Origin of the sequence: Thauera sp. 28 (genome assembly GCF_000310145.2) — a bacterium.
Classification (GTDB): Bacteria; Pseudomonadota; Gammaproteobacteria; order Burkholderiales; family Rhodocyclaceae; genus Thauera; species Thauera mechernichensis.
Genome location: NZ_AMXA01000001.1, coordinates 160780 through 182507, shown reverse-complemented (window position 1 = coordinate 182507; position 21728 = coordinate 160780). Strand labels below are relative to the sequence as shown.

Annotated in this window: 20 protein-coding genes and 1 tRNA gene; 16 read left to right on the top strand and 5 right to left on the bottom strand. The window is 64.5% G+C overall.

The annotated features are described in order from the left end of the window. Positions 1-38: 38 nt before the first annotated feature. Complete coding sequence (locus C662_RS00815; RefSeq protein ID WP_002923749.1) at positions 39-2222, bottom strand: malate synthase G; 2184 nt, start codon at positions 2220-2222, stop codon at positions 39-41. A 288-nt stretch (positions 2223-2510) separates the two neighbouring features. Between C662_RS00815 and C662_RS00810 the strand changes: the two genes are divergently transcribed. Then, a complete protein-coding gene (locus C662_RS00810; protein ID WP_037983903.1) occupies positions 2511-3707 on the top strand; it encodes a methyltransferase in 1197 nt (398 codons plus the stop codon). A 30-nt stretch (positions 3708-3737) separates the two neighbouring features. Here C662_RS00810 and C662_RS00805 read toward each other — a convergent pair whose 3' ends face one another. Continuing rightward, positions 3738-6200, bottom strand: coding sequence for an ATP-binding protein (locus C662_RS00805; RefSeq protein ID WP_002923747.1), 2463 nt, complete (start codon positions 6198-6200; stop codon positions 3738-3740). A gap of 696 nt (positions 6201-6896) precedes the next feature. Between C662_RS00805 and C662_RS00800 the strand changes: the two genes are divergently transcribed. The 13 genes from C662_RS00800 (at position 6897) to C662_RS00740 (ending at position 17758) form a co-directional block, all read left to right on the top strand. Further along, the gene (locus C662_RS00800; RefSeq protein WP_002923745.1) at positions 6897-7541 is read left to right on the top strand and encodes a peroxiredoxin; all 645 of its coding nucleotides are present in this window, start codon (positions 6897-6899) and stop codon (positions 7539-7541) included. Positions 7542-7609: 68 nt separating this feature from the next. Beyond that, entirely contained in the window at positions 7610-9034 is a 1425-nt protein-coding gene (locus C662_RS00795) for a dihydrolipoyl dehydrogenase (protein WP_002923742.1), read from the top strand. A gap of 16 nt (positions 9035-9050) precedes the next feature. Further along, a complete protein-coding gene (locus C662_RS00790) occupies positions 9051-9350 on the top strand; it encodes a DUF3817 domain-containing protein (RefSeq protein ID WP_002923740.1) in 300 nt (99 codons plus the stop codon). A 37-nt stretch (positions 9351-9387) separates the two neighbouring features. Continuing rightward, positions 9388-9804: a hypothetical protein gene (locus C662_RS00785; protein ID WP_002923738.1), complete on the top strand. Its 417-nt coding sequence runs from the start codon at positions 9388-9390 to the stop codon at positions 9802-9804. A 39-nt stretch (positions 9805-9843) separates the two neighbouring features. Beyond that, positions 9844-10275 (top strand): DUF2141 domain-containing protein, encoded by a 432-nt coding sequence (locus tag C662_RS00780; RefSeq protein WP_002923736.1) that lies wholly within the window; start codon positions 9844-9846, stop codon positions 10273-10275. A gap of 20 nt (positions 10276-10295) precedes the next feature. Then, the gene (locus tag C662_RS00775) at positions 10296-11294 is read left to right on the top strand and encodes an SLAC1 anion channel family protein (protein WP_002923733.1); all 999 of its coding nucleotides are present in this window, start codon (positions 10296-10298) and stop codon (positions 11292-11294) included. A 66-nt stretch (positions 11295-11360) separates the two neighbouring features. Beyond that, the gene (locus C662_RS00770; RefSeq protein WP_002923731.1) at positions 11361-12221 is read left to right on the top strand and encodes an MBL fold metallo-hydrolase; all 861 of its coding nucleotides are present in this window, start codon (positions 11361-11363) and stop codon (positions 12219-12221) included. Between the two features lie 12 nt (positions 12222-12233). Further along, on the top strand, positions 12234-13976 hold the full coding sequence (locus tag C662_RS00765; protein WP_002923730.1) for a SulP family inorganic anion transporter: 1743 nt from the start codon (positions 12234-12236) through the stop codon (positions 13974-13976). A 344-nt stretch (positions 13977-14320) separates the two neighbouring features. Beyond that, the gene (gene cydP, locus C662_RS00760) at positions 14321-14518 is read left to right on the top strand and encodes a cytochrome oxidase putative small subunit CydP (protein WP_002923728.1); all 198 of its coding nucleotides are present in this window, start codon (positions 14321-14323) and stop codon (positions 14516-14518) included. Beyond that, positions 14508-16070 (top strand): cytochrome ubiquinol oxidase subunit I, encoded by a 1563-nt coding sequence (locus C662_RS00755; RefSeq protein ID WP_002923727.1) that lies wholly within the window; start codon positions 14508-14510, stop codon positions 16068-16070. Before cydP ends, C662_RS00755 begins: the two co-directional genes overlap by 11 nt. A 16-nt stretch (positions 16071-16086) precedes the next feature. After that, the gene (gene cydB / locus C662_RS00750) at positions 16087-17229 is read left to right on the top strand and encodes a cytochrome d ubiquinol oxidase subunit II (protein WP_002923725.1); all 1143 of its coding nucleotides are present in this window, start codon (positions 16087-16089) and stop codon (positions 17227-17229) included. Between the two features lie 27 nt (positions 17230-17256). Then, positions 17257-17427 (top strand): cytochrome bd-I oxidase subunit CydX, encoded by a 171-nt coding sequence (cydX, locus tag C662_RS00745; RefSeq protein WP_002923724.1) that lies wholly within the window; start codon positions 17257-17259, stop codon positions 17425-17427. A 19-nt stretch (positions 17428-17446) separates the two neighbouring features. Then, on the top strand, positions 17447-17758 hold the full coding sequence (locus C662_RS00740; RefSeq protein WP_002923722.1) for a cyd operon YbgE family protein: 312 nt from the start codon (positions 17447-17449) through the stop codon (positions 17756-17758). Between the two features lie 397 nt (positions 17759-18155). Here the strand turns inward: C662_RS00740 and C662_RS00735 are convergent. Continuing rightward, positions 18156-18249 (bottom strand) — tRNA-Ser (locus C662_RS00735). Between the two features lie 421 nt (positions 18250-18670). Between C662_RS00735 and C662_RS00730 the strand changes: the two genes are divergently transcribed. Further along, positions 18671-18964, top strand: coding sequence for a helix-turn-helix domain-containing protein (locus tag C662_RS00730; RefSeq protein WP_002923721.1), 294 nt, complete (start codon positions 18671-18673; stop codon positions 18962-18964). A 17-nt stretch (positions 18965-18981) separates the two neighbouring features. Here the strand turns inward: C662_RS00730 and C662_RS00725 are convergent, their stop codons facing one another. Further along, on the bottom strand, positions 18982-19866 hold the full coding sequence (locus tag C662_RS00725; RefSeq protein WP_002923718.1) for a radical SAM protein: 885 nt from the start codon (positions 19864-19866) through the stop codon (positions 18982-18984). Between the two features lie 87 nt (positions 19867-19953). Between C662_RS00725 and queD the strand changes: the two genes are divergently transcribed. Further along, positions 19954-20397 carry a 6-carboxytetrahydropterin synthase QueD gene (gene queD, locus C662_RS00720; protein ID WP_002923714.1) on the top strand — a complete coding sequence of 148 codons (444 nt, stop codon included), beginning with the start codon at positions 19954-19956 and terminating at the stop codon, positions 20395-20397. 28 nt (positions 20398-20425) lie between these two features. Here the strand turns inward: queD and C662_RS00715 are convergent, their stop codons facing one another. After that, complete coding sequence (locus C662_RS00715; protein WP_002923713.1) at positions 20426-21595, bottom strand: DesA family fatty acid desaturase; 1170 nt, start codon at positions 21593-21595, stop codon at positions 20426-20428. Positions 21596-21728 lie beyond the last annotated feature (133 nt).

The following is a 21728-nucleotide window of genomic DNA, read 5'->3' as shown; positions in this document are numbered from 1 at the left end:
CGGTGGCGCAGCGGGCCTCGACCCGCTGCCGATCCAGATCAGGCGCCGAAACGGGCCTTGAACTGCTGGCGATAACGATGCAGCAGCGGCTCAGTGTAGCCACTGGGCTGGGCGCAGCCTTCGAAGATCAGCGCACGTGCAGCCGCGTAGGCCACGGAAGCACCAAAATCCGGCGCCATCGGGCGATACAGCGGATCACCGGCATTCTGGCCATCGACTACCGCAGCCATGCGCTGCAGCGTGGCCTCCACCTGCTCGGCGCCGACCACGCCGTGGCGCAACCAGTTGGCGATGTGCTGGCTGGAGATGCGCAGCGTGGCACGGTCCTCCATCAGCCCGACGTTGTTGATGTCGGGCACTTTCGAACAACCGACGCCTTGCTCCACCCAACGCACCACATAGCCCAGGATACCCTGGCAGTTGTTGTCGAGCTCCTGCTGCAGCTCGGCCTCGCTCCAGTTCGCCTGCTCCACCACCGGGATGGTGAGCAGATCGTCGAGCAGGGCCTCGGCCTGCGCGTTGAGATCGAGCTTCTCGATCTCCTGCTGCACCGCGGCCACGCTGACCTGGTGATAGTGCAAGGCGTGCAGTGTGGCGGCAGTCGGCGACGGCACCCAAGCGGTGTTGGCGCCCGCCTTGGGGTGGGCGATCTTCTGCTCCAGCATCGCCGCCATCAGGTCCGGCATGGCCCACATGCCCTTGCCAATCTGGGCGCGGCCACGCAGGCCGGCGGCAAGACCGATCAGCACGTTGCGGCGCTCGTAGGCCGCGATCCACTTGCTGTTCTTGATGTCGCCCTTGCGCATCATCGGACCGGCTTCCATGGCGGTGTGCATCTCGTCGCCGGTGCGGTCAAGGAAGCCGGTGTTGATGAAAGCAACACGCGCGGGCGCAGCGGCAATGCAGGCGCGCAGGTTCACGCTCGTGCGACGCTCCTCATCCATGATGCCGAGCTTGACCGTATGGGCCGGCAGGCCGAGCAGCTGCTCGACACGGGTAAAGAGTTCGTCGGCAAAAGCGACTTCGGCAGGCCCGTGCATCTTGGGTTTGACGATGTAGATGCTGCCCTTACGCGAATTGCCGCGGCGGCCGAGGTCGCGCTTGGCGATCAGCGTGGTCACCACCGCATCCATGATGCCCTCGGGAATCTCCTTGCCCTCACCCCACAGGATGGCAGGATTGGTCATCAGGTGCCCCACGTTGCGCACGAACAGCAGCGCACGGCCATGCAGTTTCACCACCTTGCCATCGGCGCCGGCGTACTCGCGGTCGGCATTCAGGCGGCGGGTCATCTGCTTGCCGCCCTTCTCGAAGCTGTCCTCGAGCGTGCCGCTCATCAGACCAAGCCAGTTGCGGTAGGCAACGATCTTGTCGTCGGCATCGACTGCAGCGACCGAGTCCTCGCAGTCCATGATCGTCGACAGTGCGGCCTCCATCAGCAAGTCATTGACGCCAGCCGCATCGGTCTTGCCGATGGCGCCGTCGCGATCGATCTGGATCTCGATGTGCAGGCCGTTGTTGCGAATCAGGAGCGCGCTCGGCGCTGCGGCCTCGCCCTGGAAGCCGATGAACTTCTCGGGCTGTTGCAGGCCGACGGTACTGCCATTGCGCAGCGCAGCCACCAGCTCGCCAGCGGACACGGTGTAAGCGGTGACATCGGCGTGCGAGGCGCCGGCAAGCGCTGCGGCCTGGTCCAGCACCTGGCGACCGAAGGCGATCACCTTCTGTCCACGCACAGGATTGTAGCCCTTGGTGAGTTCGGCGCCGTCCTTCTGGGGAATCGCATCGGTGCCGTAGAGCGCGTCGTAGAGCGATCCCCAGCGCGCATTGGCAGCATTGAGCGCATAGCGCGCATTCATTACCGGCACAACGAGCTGGGGCCCCGCCTGAACGGCGAGCTCGTCATCGACATTGGTGGTGCTGACCTTGGCATCAGCCGGGACCGGGAGCAGGTAGCCGATGGAGGCCAGGAAGGCCTTGTAGGCAGCCATGTCCTTGATGGGGCCTGGATTGGCACGATGCCAGGCATCAACCTCGGCCTGGATGCGATCGCGCTCAGCGAGCAGGGCTGCGTTTCGGGGGGCCAGATCATGCACGAGCGCATCGAACCCGCTCCAGAACGCGGCAGGGACCACACCGCTGCCCGGCAGGGCCTCTTCCTCAATGAATCGCTTCAGGCTGGTGGCCACCTGAAGACGCTCGCAGGTCACTCGTTCGGTCATGTTCGGGCTCTCTGTACTTGATGTTGACACCACGCCCCTCCTTCGAGGGTGCTTAACCAACGAAGGATGCGATCGAATCGCGCGCGGGTCAATACTCTGAAGCCAAAAGTCTTCTATAAGACACAACATATATCGAGATTCTCCGCACAAGCGCTCAGCCCGCCCCAAGCCGACTGCTCGAGAGGTCTCTGCACGACGACCTCGTCGCCGCGGATCACCGGACGTATCATGCGTTTACCTGCCATGGAATGAACGCCCCCAGAGAACACACACAGTGCGCGCCAACCGATGAACCTTCGTGCCCGGTTCCTTGAACTGCAGACCTTGCTAGCTGAACACGAAGAGATCTGGCGCCCAGCTCCGTTTCATTCAGTCAGTCCCCGGTGGAGGGACCACAGGCCCGCGCTTGCGACCGCTCTGGAGGCGCTGGACGACGAGGCGGTCAAACGCTTCGGGCTCGACCCCGAAGCCTGCGCAGACTGGCTCGCGGCTTACCTGCCCGCGCTAGGCATGGTGAACAAGCTCTCCGAAGTCCCTGCGCTGCCCGCTCGCTCACTACCTGCTTCCCGTGCGCGCGAGGATGACGGCATGCCAGGACGCAAGCGCGCGCAAGTCGAAGCATTTGTCCGTCACATCCCGGCCACCGTGACCCCTGCGCTTGAGTGGTGCGCAGGCAAGGGCCACCTCGGCCGCAAGGTTGCACTCACCGACCAGGTACCGGTGGTCTCGCTCGAGCTCAACCCCGCGCTGTGCGCCGACGCCAAGAGCCTTGCCACCCGCAAGGGTGTCGACCAGGAGATCTTGTGCGCCGACGCGCTCACCGCGAGCGGGCACGAACACGTGCGCGGTCGCACAGTCTTCGCGCTCCACGCATGCGGCGAACTCCACCGCAGCCTGGTACGCAACGCACATACTGACGGTGCCGAGGCTTACCGGATTTCTCCGTGTTGCTATCACCTGGGAAGCGAAGACCCCTACCAACCCCTGAGCAGCGACGCCTCGCTGATGCTCGACGCCTCAGCACTACGGCTCGCTGTAACCGAGTTGGTTACCGCACCAGAGCGCGATCGCACTCGTCTCGCGCGCGACCAAGCCTGGAAGCTTGGTTTCATCGCGCTACGCACTGAAGTCGAGGGTGAAACGCGACGCCCTTTCCGTCCCGTACCTGCGGCCTGGTTTGACGGCAGCTTCGATGACTTCTGCCGCAGACTGGCGATCCGCGAGCATGTAAGGCTGCCCGCGAATCCGGCATGGGCGGACTGGGAGCATGTCGGCTGGAAGCGACGTGACGAAGTACTTCGCCTAGAACTCGTGCGCCACGCCTTCCGGCGCGGTCTGGAATTGTGGCTGGTACTCGATCTCGCGCTGGGCCTGGGCGAGCGTGGTTTCGACGTTGTCCTGGGAAGGTTCTGCGAACGCAGCCTGACACCACGCAACCTGCTCGTTATCGGACAGCGGCGACCAGATTCACGCACTGCGACATAGCGAAGCGCCCGTTTTACGCTACCGCCCAGCCTACTCCACCACGATCTGCCCCGAGCGTCCTGGACCGCAAGGGAGTTCGATCGTGACTGATGTGCCCTTGCCTTCCTCGCTCTCGATCCTGACTCGCCCACCCAAGATACCGGTCACCAACTGGTGGGTTATGTGCAAGCCCAACCCAGATCCCCCCTGCCCCATCCGAGTGGTGAAAAATGGATCGAACACGCGCTTGAGATTAGCGGCAGAAATACCGCAGCCGTCGTCGCTGACGACCAGCCTCAGCCAATCCTCCCCAGCGGGAGCTGCCGTGAGGGTGATCGCACCCCGATCACGTCCCTCGAAAGCGTGGACAAGGGCATTGTTGATGAGGTTGATCAGCACCTGCCCGAGCGGCCCGGGATAACTGTCCAGCTTCAGCCCAGCGGGCACCTCGTCCACCAGCCGGAAAGGGGTACGGCGGATACTCGGCTTCATCGCCAGCCCCACCTCCTGCACGACCTCGCGCAGATCGAATGGGCGACGCTGATCGCTGGTCTGGTCCACGGCGAGCTGCTTGAAACTGCCGATCAGCTCGGCCGCCCGACTGAGGTTGCGTTCGATGATGCGCCCCGCCTCGTCCACACAGGCAAGGAAGTCGTTGAAGACCGATCGCGTGAAACCCGTCGCCACACGTGCGTTGAACTGGCGGTAGACATCGTTCAGCGTACTCGACGCAGTGACCGCGTTGCCGATTGGCGTGTTGAGCTCGTGGGCCACGCCTGCGACCAGGGCGCCAAGCGAAGCCAGTTTCTCGCTCTGCAGCAGCTCGTCCTGGGTACGGCGCAGATGCTCGAGCGCAGCCTCGAGTTCGTGCGTCCGATCGGCGACTCGCCCCTCTAGCGTAGCGTTCAACTCGAGCACTTCACGTTCACGCTGCTTGCGGACACTGATGTCGCGCGCGACACCGATTACCAGCCGCTCGCCGTTTTCGTCGAACCCACTCAGCGCCACCTCTGCATCGAAGGTGCCACCGCCGCCGCGAGAGTGAACCCATTCGAAGCGTTGCGGCTGCCCAGCACGCGCCGCGGCCAGGTAGCGCGCAGCCAACTCGGCGGAGGTGCCCCCACGCTGCATGGGCGGCGACAACGTCAGGGGCGAGTGCCCGATGATGTCCTCGCGTGCCCGCTCGTACATCACCAGCGCGGCGTCGTTGCAGTCGATGACGATGCCGTCGCGAACGAGGAACATGGCGTCATTGGAATGCCGCACCATGTGCGCCAGCCGGCGCATGTGCTGGGCGGCCTGATCCCGCTCGATGGCGGCGCCGATCCAGCGCGCGAGCAACTCCACGAAGTACTTCTCACCGGCGCTGAAAGGCGTCTGTCTCGCCTCAGCCGCAGCGAAACCGAGGCAACCATATAGCCGTCCGCCCACCTCAAGGCGGATACCGATGTAGGTCTCGAAGCCAAGCATGCGGTAGCTCGGGTGATCGCGCGCGGCCGAGGCCCCAACGGACTCGAAGGCCTGGATGCAGCCCGCACGCACCGGCAGGTCGCAGTAGCTCGACGCGAGCTCGAACTCGCTGCCCTGGACCAAACCGGACTCACTCGAGGCATGGATCGCCGTCACTCGACAGCGCTCGTCATGGATCTCGCAGATCACCGCGATCTCGATACCCAAGAACTCGGCCCCCAGACTCAGCGCAGTGGACAGTTGCTCCGCGAGCGTGAGCGCACTGCGCGACGCGATGTCGTTGAGCACCGCAAACGCCCTCACCTGGCGTTCGACCTCGAGCGCAGCCTGCTTCTGATGAGTGATATCGAGCACGAAACCGTCGAGATAGCGCGGCCCGCCATCGCGTGGCGGAACAACCGCACCGTACTCCGCCATCCAGTGCACCTGCCCATCGGCGCCCAGCATGCGGTACTCCATCTCCCAGCGCCCAGCCTCCTCGACGGCATGCTTGACCAGCTCGGATACCCAGGCGATATCCTCCGGATGCACGCAGCCGCCCAGGGTCCGCCCCCCGGCAACGAGGAAATCCGCCGTCGGATAGCCGACGATATGCTGATCCCTGCCGCTCATGAAATGTGCTGTCCAGTTCTCGTCGTCAAGGCAACGAAAGACCGTGCCCGGGAAGTGCTCGATCAGTGTACGTAGCTTGGTTTCACTGTCCTGCAGTGCGCGCTCCGCCGCGCGCCGCTCGGCAATCTCACGACGCAGTGCCTCGACGACCTTGCGGCGCTGCCGCAAGATGAAGCTCAGCAGCCCGACCACTGCAAGAAGCAAGGCAGCAAATACGGACAGTGCGATCGTCAGGTGCTGCGCACGCTGCGCGAGTCGGGACGCGCCCCTATCCTCGCTCGCGACCGTACCGACCGGAGCCGCGCCCTGCCCCTCTCCCCGCGCCGACAACCCAGTCGGGGAGAAGTCGACACCTGCCGGCACCTGCTGAACAGCGGCCTGCGGCACGGCAGCATGCACGCCAAGCGGAACGGCAGCGATCAACAGCAACACCGATAACCCCGCCGCGAACCATGCGCGTGGCAATGATGGCATTTGCATCGACTGTGACCCCACTGGAGCATGCCGCGAAACAGGGGGCGCAAGACCTGGCCAAGGGGCGTGCGACTGATCGCCGGTTGCCATCGGGCTGCGCAAGGACGGGCCTTTCAGCGAGGCCACCCAAGCATTGTCGCCAAGTTCGACAGACGTTTCCAGTGCGCGTCTACAAGTGCGAATTGGGGCTGCATGCGGACCTTCGGCAATGAGCGCTCCCGTCTCCCGACGCCTGTGGGCCGTCACATCGTCCGGCCGACTGGCTTGCGCAGCATCAATACACAGGTCCTCATGGACTCCAGCGGAGACGTCGGAACGTGTGATACGCCGCCACGACACCTCCACATCCGACTCAGCAGGCAAAATGCGCCAGAAATGGCAGCAATCACCGCCATCTTAGGCAGCAGAAGTCACTCCAAAGCCGGCGTCTTGTCCCGAGGCTCCAGCTTTGGCGCAGACATTTCAAGCGCAATCCTGCTTCCGCAGAGTTGGCACGCCGATTGCGCATGCCTTGACAGAGCGAGGCCTAGCCAGCACGGGAAGCCATTATGTTTAGCTATCAAAATAATTCAAAAAATAAGATTGCTCTAAATATTAGAACACTCTAATGTATGCCTCGTCGAAAGACATCTCCCTCACCCTAGGAGCACCATCATGGAAAACGCACAGCAATTCAGCTTTCCCCGCCTGAACGAACCGGCCCCTGCATTCAGCGTCCGTACCACGCATGGTGAGCGTTCGCTCGAGGACTACCGCGGCAAGTGGCTGATCCTGTTCTCGCATCCCGCCGACTTCACGCCGGTATGCACCACCGAGTTCATCGGTTTCGCCAATGCCGCGCCCAAGTTCGCTGAGATGAATTGCGAACTGCTCGGCCTGTCGATCGACAGCCTGTTCTCGCACCTGGCCTGGACGCGCAACATCAAGGAAAAATTCGGCGTCGATATCCCCTTCCCGATCATCGAAGACATCAAGATGGATGTCGCCCGCGCCTACGGCATGGTCCATCCGGGTGCTGCCGACACCCAGGCCGTGCGCGCGACCTTCTTCATCGACCCCAATGGCGTAATGCGCGCCATGGTGTATTACCCGATGAGCAACGGCCGCAGCATCGACGAGTTCGTCCGCCTGCTGCAGGCACTGCAGACCTCGGACACGCACGGTGTCGCCACACCCGAGAACTGGTGCCCGGGCAAGGAAGTGATCGTCTCCCCGCCCAAGACCGCCGAGGCGGCCGACAAGCGCGCCACCGAAGGTTACAACACGGTCGATTGGTACTTCTCCACCAAGTCGCTGTAAGCCGCCCCCGCCCTGCAGCGCGCCTCGCACGCCGCAGGGCATCACGCCACGCGCGAACAGGAGATCGCATGACCAACGAAATCCACACCGATGTCGCCATCATCGGCGCGGGCAGCGCCGGACTTTATGCGCTGCGCGAGGTGCGTCGTGCCGGGCGCGACGTCCTGATGATCGACCGCGGCCCGCTCGGCACTACCTGCGCCCGGGTGGGCTGCATGCCCTCGAAGGTCGCACTGCATGCCGGTGCGGAGTGGGCGACACGCAAAGCCCTGGCCGGGATCGGTGCACGCGGGGTCGAGGCCCTTTCCATCGACCTTGCCGCGACCTGGGCGAGGCTGCGCGAACAACGCGACTTCTTCGCCAGCAACGGCGCCGGCAAGGCTCGCGCCGCCGCCGGCGACAAACTCATCGAAGGCACGGCGCGCTTTCTCGAACCCACGCTCATCGAGGTCTCGTCGCCTGCAGGATCGCAGCGCGTACGCGCCCGTGCCGTCGTCATCGCCACCGGTTCACGCCCAGTCATGCCCGGCTGGCTGGAAGACCTGCGCGATCGCGTGATCACGACCGACGCACTGTTCGAACTCGAAGCGCTGCCGCGCAGTATCGGCATCCTCGGACTCGGCGCCATCGGGCTGGAAATGGGGCTTGCGCTGTCCCGACTCGGCATCCGCGTGGTCGGGGCAGACCTCGCACCGAATGTCGGCGGCCTCGCCGATCCTGCACTCGGCGAGCGCGCACGCGAACGTTTTGGGCAGGAGATCGAACTCTGGCTGGGCACGCAGACCCGACTCGAGCGCAGCGCATCCGGCATTGTCATGCACGCGGACGGACGGAAGGCCGAAGTCGAACTGCTGCTCGCTGCCCTCGGCCGGCGCCCCAACGTCGACAGCCTGGGTCTGGAAGCTGCCGGCTTCCGACTCGACGAACGCGGCACCCCACGCTTCGACCCCACGACCATGCAGGTCGGCGAGTTGCCGGTCTTCATCGCCGGCGACGCCAATGCGGACCGGCCGCTTATGCATGAGGCAGCCGACGAAGGCGCGATTGCCGGCTACAACGCTGCCCGCAAAACCCCCACCCGCTTCTGGCGCAAGGTGCCACTCGGCATCGCCTTCTCCGACCCAGACATCGCCGCGGTCGGCATGCGCTTCGACGCCCTGCCCACCGAGGGGATCGTAGTCGGCACCGCCAGCGGCGACAAGAACGGACGCGCCCGCATCCTCGGCGCCACCGACAGCCTGCTGCGCGTCTATGCCAACGCGACCGATGGCCGACTGCTCGGCGCCGCGATGGTCGCGACGGGCGGCGAACATCTCGCCCATCTGCTTGCCTGGGCGATACAGCGCGGCGAGACCGCGCACGACCTGCTGGCCTTGCCCTTCTACCACCCCGTGGTCGAGGAGATGTTGCAGACAGCGCTACAGGACATCGCCGCGCAGTTGCCGCTGCCAAACCCCTACCCGATCGGGCTCGCGCCCGTCGAACACCTCTGACCTGGAGTCGTCCAGCATGTCCCACCGCAAGATCCTCAACTGGCTCGCCTTTTCGGACGGCATCGCACTGCTCGCCCTGGTGTTCGTCGCCGTGCCGGTCAAGTACATGCTCGACCAGCCGCTTGGGGTGAAGCTGCTGGGCCCCTTGCACGGGGCGCTGTTCCTGTCCCTTGCGACTGCGACGCTGAGTGCGCTCGCACGCGGAATTCTCCGGCCAGGCCTGGCGCTACTGCTGCTCATCGGCGCGCTCCTGCCCCTGGGCGCATTTATTGCCGATCACAAGCTGCGCCAAGCCTATCCGGAATTGCAGACCTGATTCATCGATGCATCACCCTTTATATAGGAGCACTACCATGAAGAAAGCCCTCGTCGCCCTCGCCATCGCCCTCGGCTCCACCGCCGTGCTCGCCGACAAGCCCGCAGTCACCGTTGTCCTCAACGCTCAGAGCCCGATGACCCAGGGCATGGCCATGGTGCTGGCCAACCAGATGCAGGAACAGGGCGCGCAGGTCGACATCCTGTTATGCGATCAAGCCGGCGACCTCGCGCTCAAGGGCGCCGGCGGCGAAGCGCTCAAACCCAACAACGTGACACCGGCGCAACTACTCGACGGCGCGCTGAAGAAGGGCGCAACCGCCTCGGTGTGCGCGCTCTACCTGCCCAACAGCGGCAAGCAAGCCGAAGACCTGAAGGAAGGCATCAAGCCGGCCAAGCCGGCCGACATGGGCGCCGCACTGCTGGAGCCGAACCGCAAGGTCATTGGTTTCTGACGATTCATCGCACTTGATCATCAACGGATGCCACACGCAATGAGCGCTCATCTGCTCGTATTCCTTCTCTCTGCCACAACCGCCACCATGGTGCTGGCGCAAGCGTCCGCACTTGAAGTCAGTCTGACCGGAATCCAGCATGATCGCGGAAGCCTGCGCGTGGGGCTGTATTCCGAGCCGAAAACCTTCCGCAAGGAAGCGCAGGCCGTCGCCATACAGCAGGTGCCGGCCAGCGCCGGTACGGTGACGGTGAGCTTCGGTGCGCTGCCGCCCGGTCGCTACGCGATCATGGCTTATCACGACGAGGACGGTAACGGCGAACTCAATCGCCGCTTCGGCATGTTCCCGACCGAAGGCTACGGCCTCTCGAACAATCCCACCGTGTCCGGCCCGCCCGCGTTCGCGGACAGTGCCTTCGAAGTAGCTGCCGGTGCGGGCACCACCCGGATCAGCATCGACCTCCGTTACTGACAGCCCTGCAAGGAAGAACGATGAACGCCCCCGCCTCCTCCGCCACGCCCGCCGCTGCGCACGACGCGCATGGCGGACGGCTCGCACATTTCCCGGTCGCCCTGTTCTCCACCGTGATGGGCATGGCGGGCCTCACCATTGCCTGGCTCAAGGCCCATCACATCGGCGGCATGCCGATCGAGATCGGCATCGCGCTGCGCTGGCTGGCGAGCGCGCTGTACCTGTTCCTCCTCGTGATGTACGGAGCCAAGCTGCTGCGCCACCCCGAAGCGGTGAAGGCCGATCGCGCCCATCCGGTGCGTCTGAACTTCTTCCCCGCCATCTCCATCGGCCTGCTGCTGCTGTCGATCGCCTGGGCGCAGGACGCCCCGACCGTCGCGCCGTGGATGTGGGGCATCGGCGCCGCAGTGCATCTCATGTTCACACTGTTCGCCATGAGCAGCTGGATCCACCACACCCACTACGACATCAAGCACGCCAACCCGGCCTGGTTCATCCCCGTGGTGGGCAACATCATCGTGCCGATCGCCGGCGTGCGCTTCGCGCCGGCGGACATCAGCTGGTTCTTCTTCAGCATCGGGTTGGTGTTCTGGCTGGTACTGATGACGATCGTGCTGTACCGGCTGTTCTTCCACGAACCGCTGCCCGCGCGCCTTACACCCACGCTCTTCATCCTGATCGCGCCGCCTTCGGTCGGCTTCCTGGCCTATGTCGCACTTACCGGCCAGGTCGACGCCTTTGCCCGCGTGCTCTACTTCACCGCGCTGTTCCTGACCCTGCTGCTGGCCAGTAACGCCGTGCGCTTCTTCCGCCTGCCCTTCTTTATCTCGGCGTGGGCCTACTCCTTCCCGCTGGCGGCGATGACGATCGCCACCTTCGAGATGAGTGCGCGCAGCGGACTGCCTTTCTACGCGGGGCTTTCCTGGCTGATGCTCGCGGTGCTCAGTGGGGTCGTAGCGCTGCTCGCATGGAAGACCTTGGCTGCGGCTCACCATGGCAAGATCTGCTTGCCGGAATAGACGTGCGACACGAGCGCATCCTGCGCGATGAGCGCATTCTCAACACTTCAACATGGAGGTTTGGCCATGCAACGTGCTGACATCCAATCCTTTTTCGATCCGGCCACCTTCACCGTAACGCATATCGCCTCTGACCCGGCTAGCCGCCGCGCGGCAATCATCGACAGCGTGCTCGACTACGATCCCAAATCCGGGCGCACATCGCGCACCTCCGCCGACAAGGCCATCGCTTACGTACGCGAGACCGGTCTGACGGTCGACTGGCTGCTCGAGACCCACGCCCACGCCGACCACCTGTCTGCCGCGCCTTACCTCAAGCAGCAGCTCGGCGGCAAGATCGGCATCGGCGCGCATATCCGCCAGGTGCAGGGCGTGTTCAAGGACATCTTCAACGCCAAGGACATGAACACCTACGGCGCCGAGTTCGACCACCTGTTCGAGGACGGCGAGCGCTTCCGCATTGGTGAGCTGGACGTCGAGGTGATGCACACCCCCGGCCATACGCCGGCCTGCCTCACCTACATCGTCGGACCGGACGCCTTCGTCGGCGACACCCTGTTCATGCCCGACTACGGCACCGCGCGCTGCGACTTCCCCGGCGGAGATGCAGCCATGCTGTTCCGCTCGATCCGCAAGGTGCTCTCGCTGCCACCCGAGACGCGGCTGCACCTGTGCCACGACTATCCGCCCGACGACCGCGCCCCGGTGTGGGAAACAACGGTCGCAGAGCAGAGGGCGAAGAACATTCACATCCATGACGGCGTGACCGAGGCCGACTTCGTCGCCATGCGCACCGCGCGCGACCGTACGCTGGCCATGCCGACGCTGCTCCTGCCGGCGATCCAGGTCAATGTGCGTGCGGGCGAGCTGCCACCGGCCGAGGACAACGGCGTGCATTACCTGAAGATACCGATCGATCTGCTTTAGGCACGCCATCCCATGCCCACGACGACGGCCGCCGCCCCCCGCACCCTGCTCGCGCGCTGGCACGACTACCGGCTCGGTGCACTCAGCGACGACCTGATCGCGGCAGTCATCGTCACCATCCTGCTGGTACCGCAGAGCCTGGCCTACGCCATGCTTGCCGGCCTGCCGCCGGTGGTGGGCGTGATGGCGAGCCTGCTGCCCATCGTCGCCTACGCCGCCTTCGGCTCCAGCAGCAGCCTCGCCGTGGGGCCGGTGGCGGTGCTGGCGATGATGACGGCGCAGGCGGTCGGCGGCGTCGCCGCCGCGCATCAGATCACGCCGCACCTGGCGGCACTGGTACTGGCGCTGGAGATGGCGGCGGTATTTCTCATCGCCGCGCTGTTCCGCCTCGAGACGCTGGCGGCGCTGCTCGGCACGCCGGTGCTGCACGGCTTCATCACCGGTGCCGCGCTGGTGATCGCGATCGGCCAGCTCCCCGCACTGCTGGGGGTGCAGGCTGGCGGCAGCACGGTAGTCGCACTGTGGCAGTCGCTCGCCGGCGCCAGTCACCCGTTGCCCCATGCGACCACCGCACTCATCGGCGTGCTGGCGCTTGCGCTGATGTGGGCCCTGCGCCGGCACGGCAGCCCCGTGCTGCAAGGCCTGGGCTTCAGGCCCCGGACTGCGCAGTTGCTGGCGCGTACCGCGCCCATCGTCGTGGTCGCGGCTGCGATCGCCTGGGTCGCCGGCTTCCCGCACCTGAATGAGGGAGTCGCCCTGTCGGGCGGCATCAGCCTTGGCGAGGGCCTGGCCTTCCCAATGCCGTGGACGGCGCCCTTGCCGGTGTGGCGTGAACTGCTTGCCCCGGCGGTACTGCTGGGACTGGTGGCGTATGTCGAGAGCCTCGCCGTCGCCGAGGCCCTCGGCGCACGCCGCGGCGAGAAGGTATCGCCCCGGCGCGAACTCTTCGGCCTGGCAGCGGCCAACGCCGCGGCCAGCGTGTCCGGCGGCATGCCGGTCACCGGCGGCTTCGCGCGCAGCATCGTCAACTTCGACGCCGGCGCTCGCACGCGCATGGCCGGCGTGTGGACCGCGCTCTTCCTCGCGCTGGCGATCGCGCTGCTGGGCGACGTGCTGCACTACCTGCCGCGCGCCGTACTTGCCGCGACCATCGTCGTGGCCGTACTGTCGCTGGTGGATTTCGCGCCCTTCGTGCTGGCGTGGCGCTACTCGCGCACCGAGTTCGCCCTGATGCTGATGGTGGCGGTGCTGACGCTGACGGTGGGGGTGAAGGAGGCCTTGCTCGCCGGTGTGGTCGGTGCCGTCGGCCTGCTGCTGCAGCGCACCGTCCGCCCCCACTGGACCGAGGTCGGGCGCCTGGCCGGCACCGACGTATTCCGCAACGTCAATCGCTTCGAGGTAGAGACGCTGCCCGAGGTCCTGTCGATCCGGGTCGATGAGAGTCTGGTGTTCACCAACTCACGCTGGATCTCCGAGACGCTGTCGTCTGCCCTGGCGCGCCGCCCGAACCTGCGCCACGTGGTGCTGATGATGAGCGGGGTCAATGGCATCGACCTCACCGGCCTAGAGGTCCTGATGCAGCTAGATCGCGAACTGCGCGCCAAGGGCCTGCAGCTGCATTTCTCGGAACTGAAAGGTCCGGTGCGGGACCGCCTGGACCGGACCGGGGTGACAGTGTGGCTGTCGGGCCGCATCTTCATGACCCAGGCCGAAGCCTTCAATACCCTCGCCAGAAACTGCTGCAGCGCCCACTGACGCGGGCGCAATGCACGCCTTGACGCAGCCACTGCGGCCTGCGTCCGACTAGCTGGCGTCGCGCGCGTGATCGTGCGCCACTGCGGGCTTCTCCACGCCCCGCGAGCCGGCACAAGTGCTCACAGCGTTCCGTGACGCCGCGCTCTGGCGCACAACCTTCCATCGCTGCCACTTTGACACTTCAAGGGTACACAAACTGCCACATCTGCAGACAGCAGCAGTGACAGCCATCTTCCCTGAGCAGGGGATCTACCCGCAAGTGCCTTGATTCAACTCAAATCCAGCCCATTCGGCGACGCTGGCACGGGACTTGATAAGCAACCCCTTATCAAAAGGAGTTCCGTATGAACCTGCCAGATCAAGGCCTGCTGCGCCATCTCGTCGTCGTCGTACTGATCAAGCTCGCGCTGATCACGGCGCTGTGGTGGGCTTTCATCCGCGACGCACGCGTATCGGTCGACAGCTCGACCATGGCCGCACAGGTTTCCCGTTCAACTCCGCCATCGCATCGACCACCTCCAGGAGAAACCCATGGTCAGTGAGCAACTCGTCGACCTGTCGCGGCTGCAGTTCGCAGCCACGGCGATGTACCACTTCCTCTTCGTGCCGCTCACGCTCGGCATGGTGTGGATGCTGGTCATCATGGAAAGCGTCTATGTCATGACCGGCAAGACGATCTACAAGGACATGACCCGCTTCTGGGGCAAGCTCTTCGGCATCAACTTCGCACTGGGCGTCACCACCGGCATCACGCTGGAGTTCCAGTTCGGCACCAACTGGGCCTACTACTCGCACTACGTGGGCGACATCTTCGGTGCGCCGCTGGCGATCGAGGGTCTGATGGCCTTCTTCCTCGAATCGACCTTCATCGGTCTGTTCTTCTTCGGCTGGGACCGCCTGTCGCGCCAGCAGCACCTGCTGGTGACGATCCTGATGGCGGTGGGCACCAACCTGTCGGCGCTGTGGATCCTGATCGCCAACGGCTGGATGCAGAACCCGGTGGGTTCCGAGTTCAGTTTTGAAACCATGCGCATGGAGCTCACCGACTTCTGGGCGGTGGTGTTCAACCCGGTGGCACAGGGCAAGTTCGTGCATACGGTGTCGGCGGGCTACGTGACCGGCGCCATGTTCGTGCTGTCGATCTCGGCCTGGTACCTGCTGCGCGGGCGCGATGTGGAGTTCGCCAAGCGGTCGTTCCGCATCGCTGCGGCCTTCGGCTTCGCCTCGATCTGCTCGGTGATCGTGCTTGGCGACGAATCCGGCTACGCGCTCGGCGAAGCACAACAGACCAAGCTCGCGGCAATGGAGGCGATGTGGGAGACCGAACCAGCCCCGGCCAGCTTCAACGTCATCGCCGTGCCCAACGAAGCCGAGATGAAGAACGACTTCGCCATCCATATTCCCTGGGTGATGGGCCTCATCGGCACGCGCTCCCTCGACAAGGAGCTGCCCGGCCTGAACCAGATCTACGCCCTGAACCGCGAGCGCGTAACCGTAGGCGTAGAGGCGGTGAAGCTGCTCGAGGCGCTGCGCAAGAACCCGCAGGACGCAGCACTGCGTGAAGCCTTCGACAAGGTCAAGAGCGACCTCGGCTTCGGCCTGCTGCTCAAGAAATACGTCGCCTCGATGGACGACGTCACCCCCGCGCTGATCGACCGCGCCGCGCGCGACACGCTGCCCAAGGTGGCGCCGCTGTTCTGGACCTTCCGCATCATGGTGGCGTTGGGCTTCGCGATGCTGGCGCTGTTCGGCCTGGCGCTGTGGTACTCGATCAAGGGCGACTTCGCACAGCGGCCGTGGCTGCTCAAGTGGGCGCTGTGGTTCCTGCCGATGCCGTGGCTGGCCTGCGAGATGGGCTGGTTCGTCGCCGAGTACGGCCGCCAGCCGTGGACGATCTACGGCGTGCTGCCCACCCACCTGTCGGTGTCCACGCTGACGGTGGAAAGCCTGTATGGCTCGCTGGCTGGCTTTGTCGGCTTCTACACCCTGCTGCTGATCGTCGAGATGGTTCTGATGATCAAGTTCGCCCGCCAGGGCCCCGGCAGCCTGGGTACTGGCCGCTACATGAACGAAACCCAGCACGCCCACGCCTGATCCCGGAGCGCACATCATGATCCTCGACTACCCGACCCTGAAACTCATCTGGTGGCTGCTGGTGGGCGTGTTGCTCGTCGGCTTCGCCATCATGGACGGCCACGACATGGGCGTGGGCACCCTGCTGCCCTTCGTCGGCCAGAACGACGAGGAGCGCCGCGTCGTCATCAACACCGTCGGCCCGCACTGGGACGGCAACCAGGTGTGGTTCATCACCGGCGGCGGTGCCATCTTCGCCGCCTGGCCGATCGTCTATGCCACAGCCTTCTCGGGCTTCTACTGGGCGATGCTGGCGGTGCTGTGGGCGCTCTTCTTCCGCCCGGTGGGCTTCGACTACCGCAGCAAGATCCACAACGCCGCCTGGCGCAGCACCTGGGACTGGGGGCTCTTCATCGGCGGTGCAGTGCCGCCGCTGATCTTCGGCGTGGCCTTCGGCAACCTGCTGCAAGGCGTGCCCTTCCACTTCGACGACACCCTGGTGTCCCACTACACCGGCAGTTTCTGGGGCCTGCTCAACCCCTTTGCGCTGCTCGCCGGCGTGGTGAGCACGGCGATGATCACCTTCCACGGCGCGATCTATCTTGCGCACCGTACCGAGGGCGGCATCCAGCGCCGTTCGATAACCGCCGCGCTGGTTTTCGGCGTGCTGATGCTGGTGGGCTTCACCGCCGCCGGGCTATGGATCGCCAACGGCAGCTTCGGCTACGCCATCACCTCGGCGGTGGACACCGCGGCGCTGCCCAACCCACTCGCCAAGACAGTCGAACTGCAGCCCGGCGCCTGGCTGGCCAATTACGCCAAGGCGCCGCTGACGATGCTGGTGCCGGCGCTGGGCTACGCCGGCGGCATTGCCGCGCTGTTGCTGGTCTGGAAGGGGCGCACCCTGGCCGCTTTCGTTGCTTCGTCGTTCGCCATCGTGGGCGTGATCGGCACCGCTGGCGTATCCATGTTCCCCTTCGTGATGCCCTCCTCGACCGTGCCGGGCGCCAGCCTCACCGTGTGGGATGCGGTCTCAAGCCAGCGCACGCTGGGCATCATGTTCTGGGCCACGCTGATCTTCATGCCGATCATCGTTGCCTACACCAGTTGGGCCTACAGCGTGATGGCAGGCAAAGTCACCGCGGCCTACATCCGCGAGAACGAGCACTCCGCATACTGAGCGCGCACACGAAACAAGGAGAACGACATGTGGTATTTCGCCTGGGTCCTGGGCATCGGCTTCGCCGTGCTGCTGGCCATCCTCAACGCCCTGTGGGGCGAAAATGAACAGGCGCGCGAAGAGGCACGCGCCGACGCGCTGCGACAGCCCCGTCTCGACGCCGATCCGGTTCACCCGAACGGCAGCGGCGCACACTGAAGGCGGCAAGGAGGCAACGATGAACACGAAGGTCGCCCCCCACCCGCCCGCCGCGCCGACCGGCGGGATCAGCCTGCTGCCGCTGCTGACAGCCATCGCGATCATGCTCGGCATCACCGCCTGGCCCGCCGCCCTCTCCGGTCCGCAGGGCGGCGCGGACCACTGGGCCGCTATGGCACTGTTCTGGGCCATGAGCGCGGGCTTCGTGCGTGGCGTCGGCTTCGTACCACGACACCTGGCCTGGCGCCTGATGTTCTCGGGTACCGCCTGTCTGCTCGGCATCGCCCTGGCCGTCGTACGCCTGGCGTCCTTGCACGGCAGTCCTGTGTAACCTCGGTGACATAGCGCTGATCACACCGCCTTTCTGCGCGAGAGCGGCTTTGCCAACGCACGCTACGTCATCAACGGTTTCCAGGGCGAAGCGATCAAGGAAGGAACACAGGCCGGATTCCGCCTCAAGAACGGCTGGCAGAACAGCGGCCTACCGTGGTCGCCCAAGATGAACGCTGACAAGGACCATCGCCTCGACCTGCGCTGAGCGCTAAGGCACCCGCCCCTGCAAGCCCGGCCCTGCACCGGGCTCTGCCTTGCGGAGTCTGCCAGGGGACACGAAGGGCACGACAAACAAGAACTTCGGTCCCGAAGAGAAAGACCAGGGCACTCCGACCTCCCTGAGGTGCGCCGCGTGAACGCAAAAAAGCCCCTCGAAACAAGGGGCTTCAGTGCTCTGGCGGAGACGGAGGGATTCGAACCCTCGATGCGAGTTTTAGCCCGCATGCTCCCTTAGCAGGGGAGTGCCTTCGACCTCTCGGCCACGTCTCCATCAGGAAGGCGCGATCATAGCGAGTTCGGGGCTATCGGTCAAACACGTTCACGCGCCTTTTTCATGCATCGCACCATTGGCCGAATCGAGCCGGCACCCCCCGAAGGAAGGTCAGCACACGACGGCGTCAAGCTGAACTATTAGTGCCATTGTCGTATCCAATTTGACGTGAAAGTGCCTCGTCACTACCGTCGAAGGCGTCAGGACAGGAATTTGCCGGAGGACGCCGGCAGACAGAGGACATCAGGCAAAAAATCACAGATTTCAACTAAAACAACAAAAACCACATTGTATGAGGAAAGGATAGTGATCTATACTTCATACACCCTATGACTTAGGTCATAGGAAACCCATTCACCCCATGCCAGAGTCGACCCCGTTGCCGTGTCCACCTTGGTCAAGAGAAAAAGGAATACCGTAATGAAAGTCACCGAAAAAATCGATGTTCGCGAAATTCGCCGAAAGCTCGGCCTGAACCAGTCGCAGTTCTGGTCCAAGATCGGCGTGACCCAGAGTGGCGGGTCGCGTTACGAAAGCGGGCGCAACATCCCTCGCCCCGTGCAGGCGCTGCTGCGCCTGGTGCATGTCGAGCAAATCGACATCAACAAGGTCAAGCGCGACGACGTGGATGTCGCCGAGTACCTCAAGGCGACCAACCCCGAGCTTTACAAGACGCTCAAGAAGGAAGCTCGTGCCAAGCGCAAGGAGCGCTGATCACCGGGCAATCGAACTCAAGGGCTGACGGATACCGTCAGCCCTTTTTTTCTGATGCGCTCGGCAATCGCTTCGAGTTCGTCGCTGGTCAAGGCGCTGAGTCGTGACGCCTCCGCCTGCATGGACGGACGTGCAACTCCGTACAGCAGCACCCCGCGCAAGTGCTCCAGTCCGGCCGCCTCGAGCACCCCGAGATAAGCCTCGATGTCCGCGTCCGCGGGTACCTGACCATCCCAACGGAACATGCAGGTCTGAACCCAGGTCGGACAGGCCAGCGCGCAGCGCTGCAAGTTGCGTGCGACGGCCTCCGGCTCCAGGTGTACGCCATTGATGCGCTCGATACCGTCCACCGTGCCTGCATCGACCTTGAACCACACTTCTCCCCCCGCATCCGCCAGCCGGCGCACTGCGGAGAGGACGCGTGCCTGGCCCAACAGGCTGCCATTGGTGATCAACCTGAGCGGCACGGCATCCGCCGCAAGGCCGAACTCCGCCTTGAGCCCGGCAACCAGCTCGACCGCCTCGCCGAAGACCGCCGCACTCGTCGGCTCGCCGTTTCCAGAGAAGGCAATGTCGCGAATGACACGCGCACCATCGGGAACGTGGCGCGCCATCCAGCTGCCGTGGATGAGGTCGGCGAGGAAGCCGCGCAATTCGTCCTGCAGTCGGGCAAGATCGATCTCCGGTGCCTTGCCCCGCACCAGGCCAGGCACCTGGCAATACACGCAATGCCAGTTGCAGGCATTGTTCGGGTTGAGGTTGATGCCGATCGACACCCCACCTGCTCGCCTTGACAGCACCGGATACACATAGGTGAGCCCGGCGAGATCGCGGTCGTGGTTTCGGATGTCCAGGGTGCTGGCACGGTTTGCCGGTGCACCCGAAGAAATGGAAGAATTCATCGTCAGCTCAGAGACTTGCAATTTCCGTGGACACCGGCAGCAGCGCCCCCGGTGCTATAATCCGCGCCCCCACAAGAGAGAGTCGCCATGCGCATCACCCGCCGCCTCGAGTTCGATGCCGGTCACCGGATCCCCGACCATGCCAGCCAATGCCGCCACCTTCATGGGCATCGCTATGCGCTCGAGATCACCCTTTCGGGCGAGGTGATCAAGGCCGACGGCCTTCCGGTCAATGGCATGATCATGGACTTCGCCGACGTCAAGCGCATCGCCAAGGAACTCGTCGTGGACCGCTGGGACCACGCTTTCCTGGTCTATCGTGGCGACACCCGGGTGCTCGACTTCCTCACCTCGATGCCCGAACACAAGACCGTCGTGCTGGACCTCGTTCCCACCGCCGAGAATCTCGCCGCGGAGGCATTCCGCCTGCTCGATCCCGCCTACCGCGACACCTACGGCAACCATCTGCGGCTCGAGCGCGTACGACTATACGAAACGCCCAACTGCTGGGCAGACGCCGTACGCACCTGAAGAAGCCCGGCCTGCCGGGCGCCGCTGTTCAGACAGCGTAGCGGCGCAGGCGCAGGGCGAACTCCTGCAGCTGGGCAATCCCGCTTTGCTCGGCGCGCGTAACCCAGTCCTGCAGTTGCGCCAGCAGTTGCTCACGCGATGCATTGGAGCGTGCCCAGATCGCCGCCAGCTCCTCGCGCATCGCAACCACGGTTGCCAGCGCCGGGCTCATGCCGACGGCGACGCGCACCTGCTCCTTCTGCGCGTCGCCAAGGTGGCGCTCCTCGCCGGACAGCACCCAGCGCCGCACTGCCCTGACGTCCAGACCGCTCACCGCATCGCGCTTGACACGCTTCAACTCGGCAGCGCAAAGCTTGCGCAGCGAATGCATGTAGTTCGTCATCACGTCGTAGCGGTGGGTGACGACCGCCTGCAAGGTATCCAGGTCCGGCACCGCCTTGGCCTCGACCAGGCGCGGCTTGGGGATCGTCTTCTTGACCTTCGCCAGACCAAGCATCTCCAGCATGCGGATGTACATCCAGCCAATGTCGAACTCATACCAGCGCGCCGACAGCTTGGCCGACGTCGCGAAGCTGTGGTGGTTGTTGTGCAGCTCCTCACCGCCGATCAGGATGCCCCAGGGCAGGATGTTGCGCGATGCATCGCTGCAATCGTAGTTGCGATAGCCCCAATAGTGCGCGAGCCCGTTGACCACGCCTGCCGCCCAGAAAGGGATCCACACCATCTGCACCGCCCAGATCGTCAGGCCGATCGGACCGAACGCAATGAGATCGATGACCAGCATGATCGAGACGCCGAGCACGGAATGGCGATACACGTTGCGTTCGAGCCAGTCATCCGGCGTACCGTGGCCGTAGCGTGCGAGCGTTTCGGCATTCTTGGCCTCGGCACGATAGAGCTCCGCCCCCTGCCATAGCACCTTCGCCAGGCCACGCGTCTGCGGGCTATGAGGATCTTCGACCGTCTCGCATTTGGCGTGGTGCTTGCGGTGGATCGCCGCCCATTCGCGCGTGACCATGCCCGTCGTGAGCCATAGCCAGAAGCGGAAGAAGTGACTGGGCACAGGGTGCAGGTCCAGCGCACGGTGCGCCTGGTGGCGATGCAGAAAGATCGTCACCGCAGCGATGGTGACGTGGGTGAGCGCGAGTGCGACGACGACATAGCCCCACCAGGGAAGATCGAACAGCCCGTTATACATGCGTGACAACACCTCTGAGGAACACAGCGCTTTGATTCTACGCCAGCGCGCGCAGCAAACCAGAAACCACTACCCGGAACGCGCCGCCGCGCGCATACGCCAGCTTGAGACCGGCGCGCACGACCAAGCGTTC

What these genes read in the sequence shown, in the direction of transcription:
- cydP (WP_002923728.1), top strand. Translation starts at nt 14,321, where the DNA reads ATGAACCTGCCAGATCAAGGCCTGCTGCGCCATCTCGTCGTCGTCGTA.
- C662_RS00815 (WP_002923749.1), bottom strand. Translation starts at nt 2,222, where the DNA reads ATGACCGAACGAGTGACCTGCGAGCGTCTTCAGGTGGCCACCAGCCTG.
- C662_RS00800 (WP_002923745.1), top strand. Translation starts at nt 6,897, where the DNA reads ATGGAAAACGCACAGCAATTCAGCTTTCCCCGCCTGAACGAACCGGCC.
- C662_RS00790 (WP_002923740.1), top strand. Translation starts at nt 9,051, where the DNA reads ATGTCCCACCGCAAGATCCTCAACTGGCTCGCCTTTTCGGACGGCATC.
- C662_RS00775 (WP_002923733.1), top strand. Translation starts at nt 10,296, where the DNA reads ATGAACGCCCCCGCCTCCTCCGCCACGCCCGCCGCTGCGCACGACGCG.
- C662_RS00780 (WP_002923736.1), top strand. Translation starts at nt 9,844, where the DNA reads ATGAGCGCTCATCTGCTCGTATTCCTTCTCTCTGCCACAACCGCCACC.
- C662_RS00730 (WP_002923721.1), top strand. Translation starts at nt 18,671, where the DNA reads ATGAAAGTCACCGAAAAAATCGATGTTCGCGAAATTCGCCGAAAGCTC.
- C662_RS00755 (WP_002923727.1), top strand. Translation starts at nt 14,508, where the DNA reads ATGGTCAGTGAGCAACTCGTCGACCTGTCGCGGCTGCAGTTCGCAGCC.
- C662_RS00725 (WP_002923718.1), bottom strand. Translation starts at nt 19,866, where the DNA reads ATGAATTCTTCCATTTCTTCGGGTGCACCGGCAAACCGTGCCAGCACC.
- C662_RS00765 (WP_002923730.1), top strand. Translation starts at nt 12,234, where the DNA reads ATGCCCACGACGACGGCCGCCGCCCCCCGCACCCTGCTCGCGCGCTGG.
- C662_RS00715 (WP_002923713.1), bottom strand. Translation starts at nt 21,595, where the DNA reads ATGTATAACGGGCTGTTCGATCTTCCCTGGTGGGGCTATGTCGTCGTC.
- queD (WP_002923714.1), top strand. Translation starts at nt 19,954, where the DNA reads ATGCGCATCACCCGCCGCCTCGAGTTCGATGCCGGTCACCGGATCCCC.
- cydB (WP_002923725.1), top strand. Translation starts at nt 16,087, where the DNA reads ATGATCCTCGACTACCCGACCCTGAAACTCATCTGGTGGCTGCTGGTG.
- C662_RS00785 (WP_002923738.1), top strand. Translation starts at nt 9,388, where the DNA reads ATGAAGAAAGCCCTCGTCGCCCTCGCCATCGCCCTCGGCTCCACCGCC.
- cydX (WP_002923724.1), top strand. Translation starts at nt 17,257, where the DNA reads ATGTGGTATTTCGCCTGGGTCCTGGGCATCGGCTTCGCCGTGCTGCTG.
- C662_RS00740 (WP_002923722.1), top strand. Translation starts at nt 17,447, where the DNA reads ATGAACACGAAGGTCGCCCCCCACCCGCCCGCCGCGCCGACCGGCGGG.
- C662_RS00810 (WP_037983903.1), top strand. Translation starts at nt 2,511, where the DNA reads ATGAACCTTCGTGCCCGGTTCCTTGAACTGCAGACCTTGCTAGCTGAA.
- C662_RS00795 (WP_002923742.1), top strand. Translation starts at nt 7,610, where the DNA reads ATGACCAACGAAATCCACACCGATGTCGCCATCATCGGCGCGGGCAGC.
- C662_RS00770 (WP_002923731.1), top strand. Translation starts at nt 11,361, where the DNA reads ATGCAACGTGCTGACATCCAATCCTTTTTCGATCCGGCCACCTTCACC.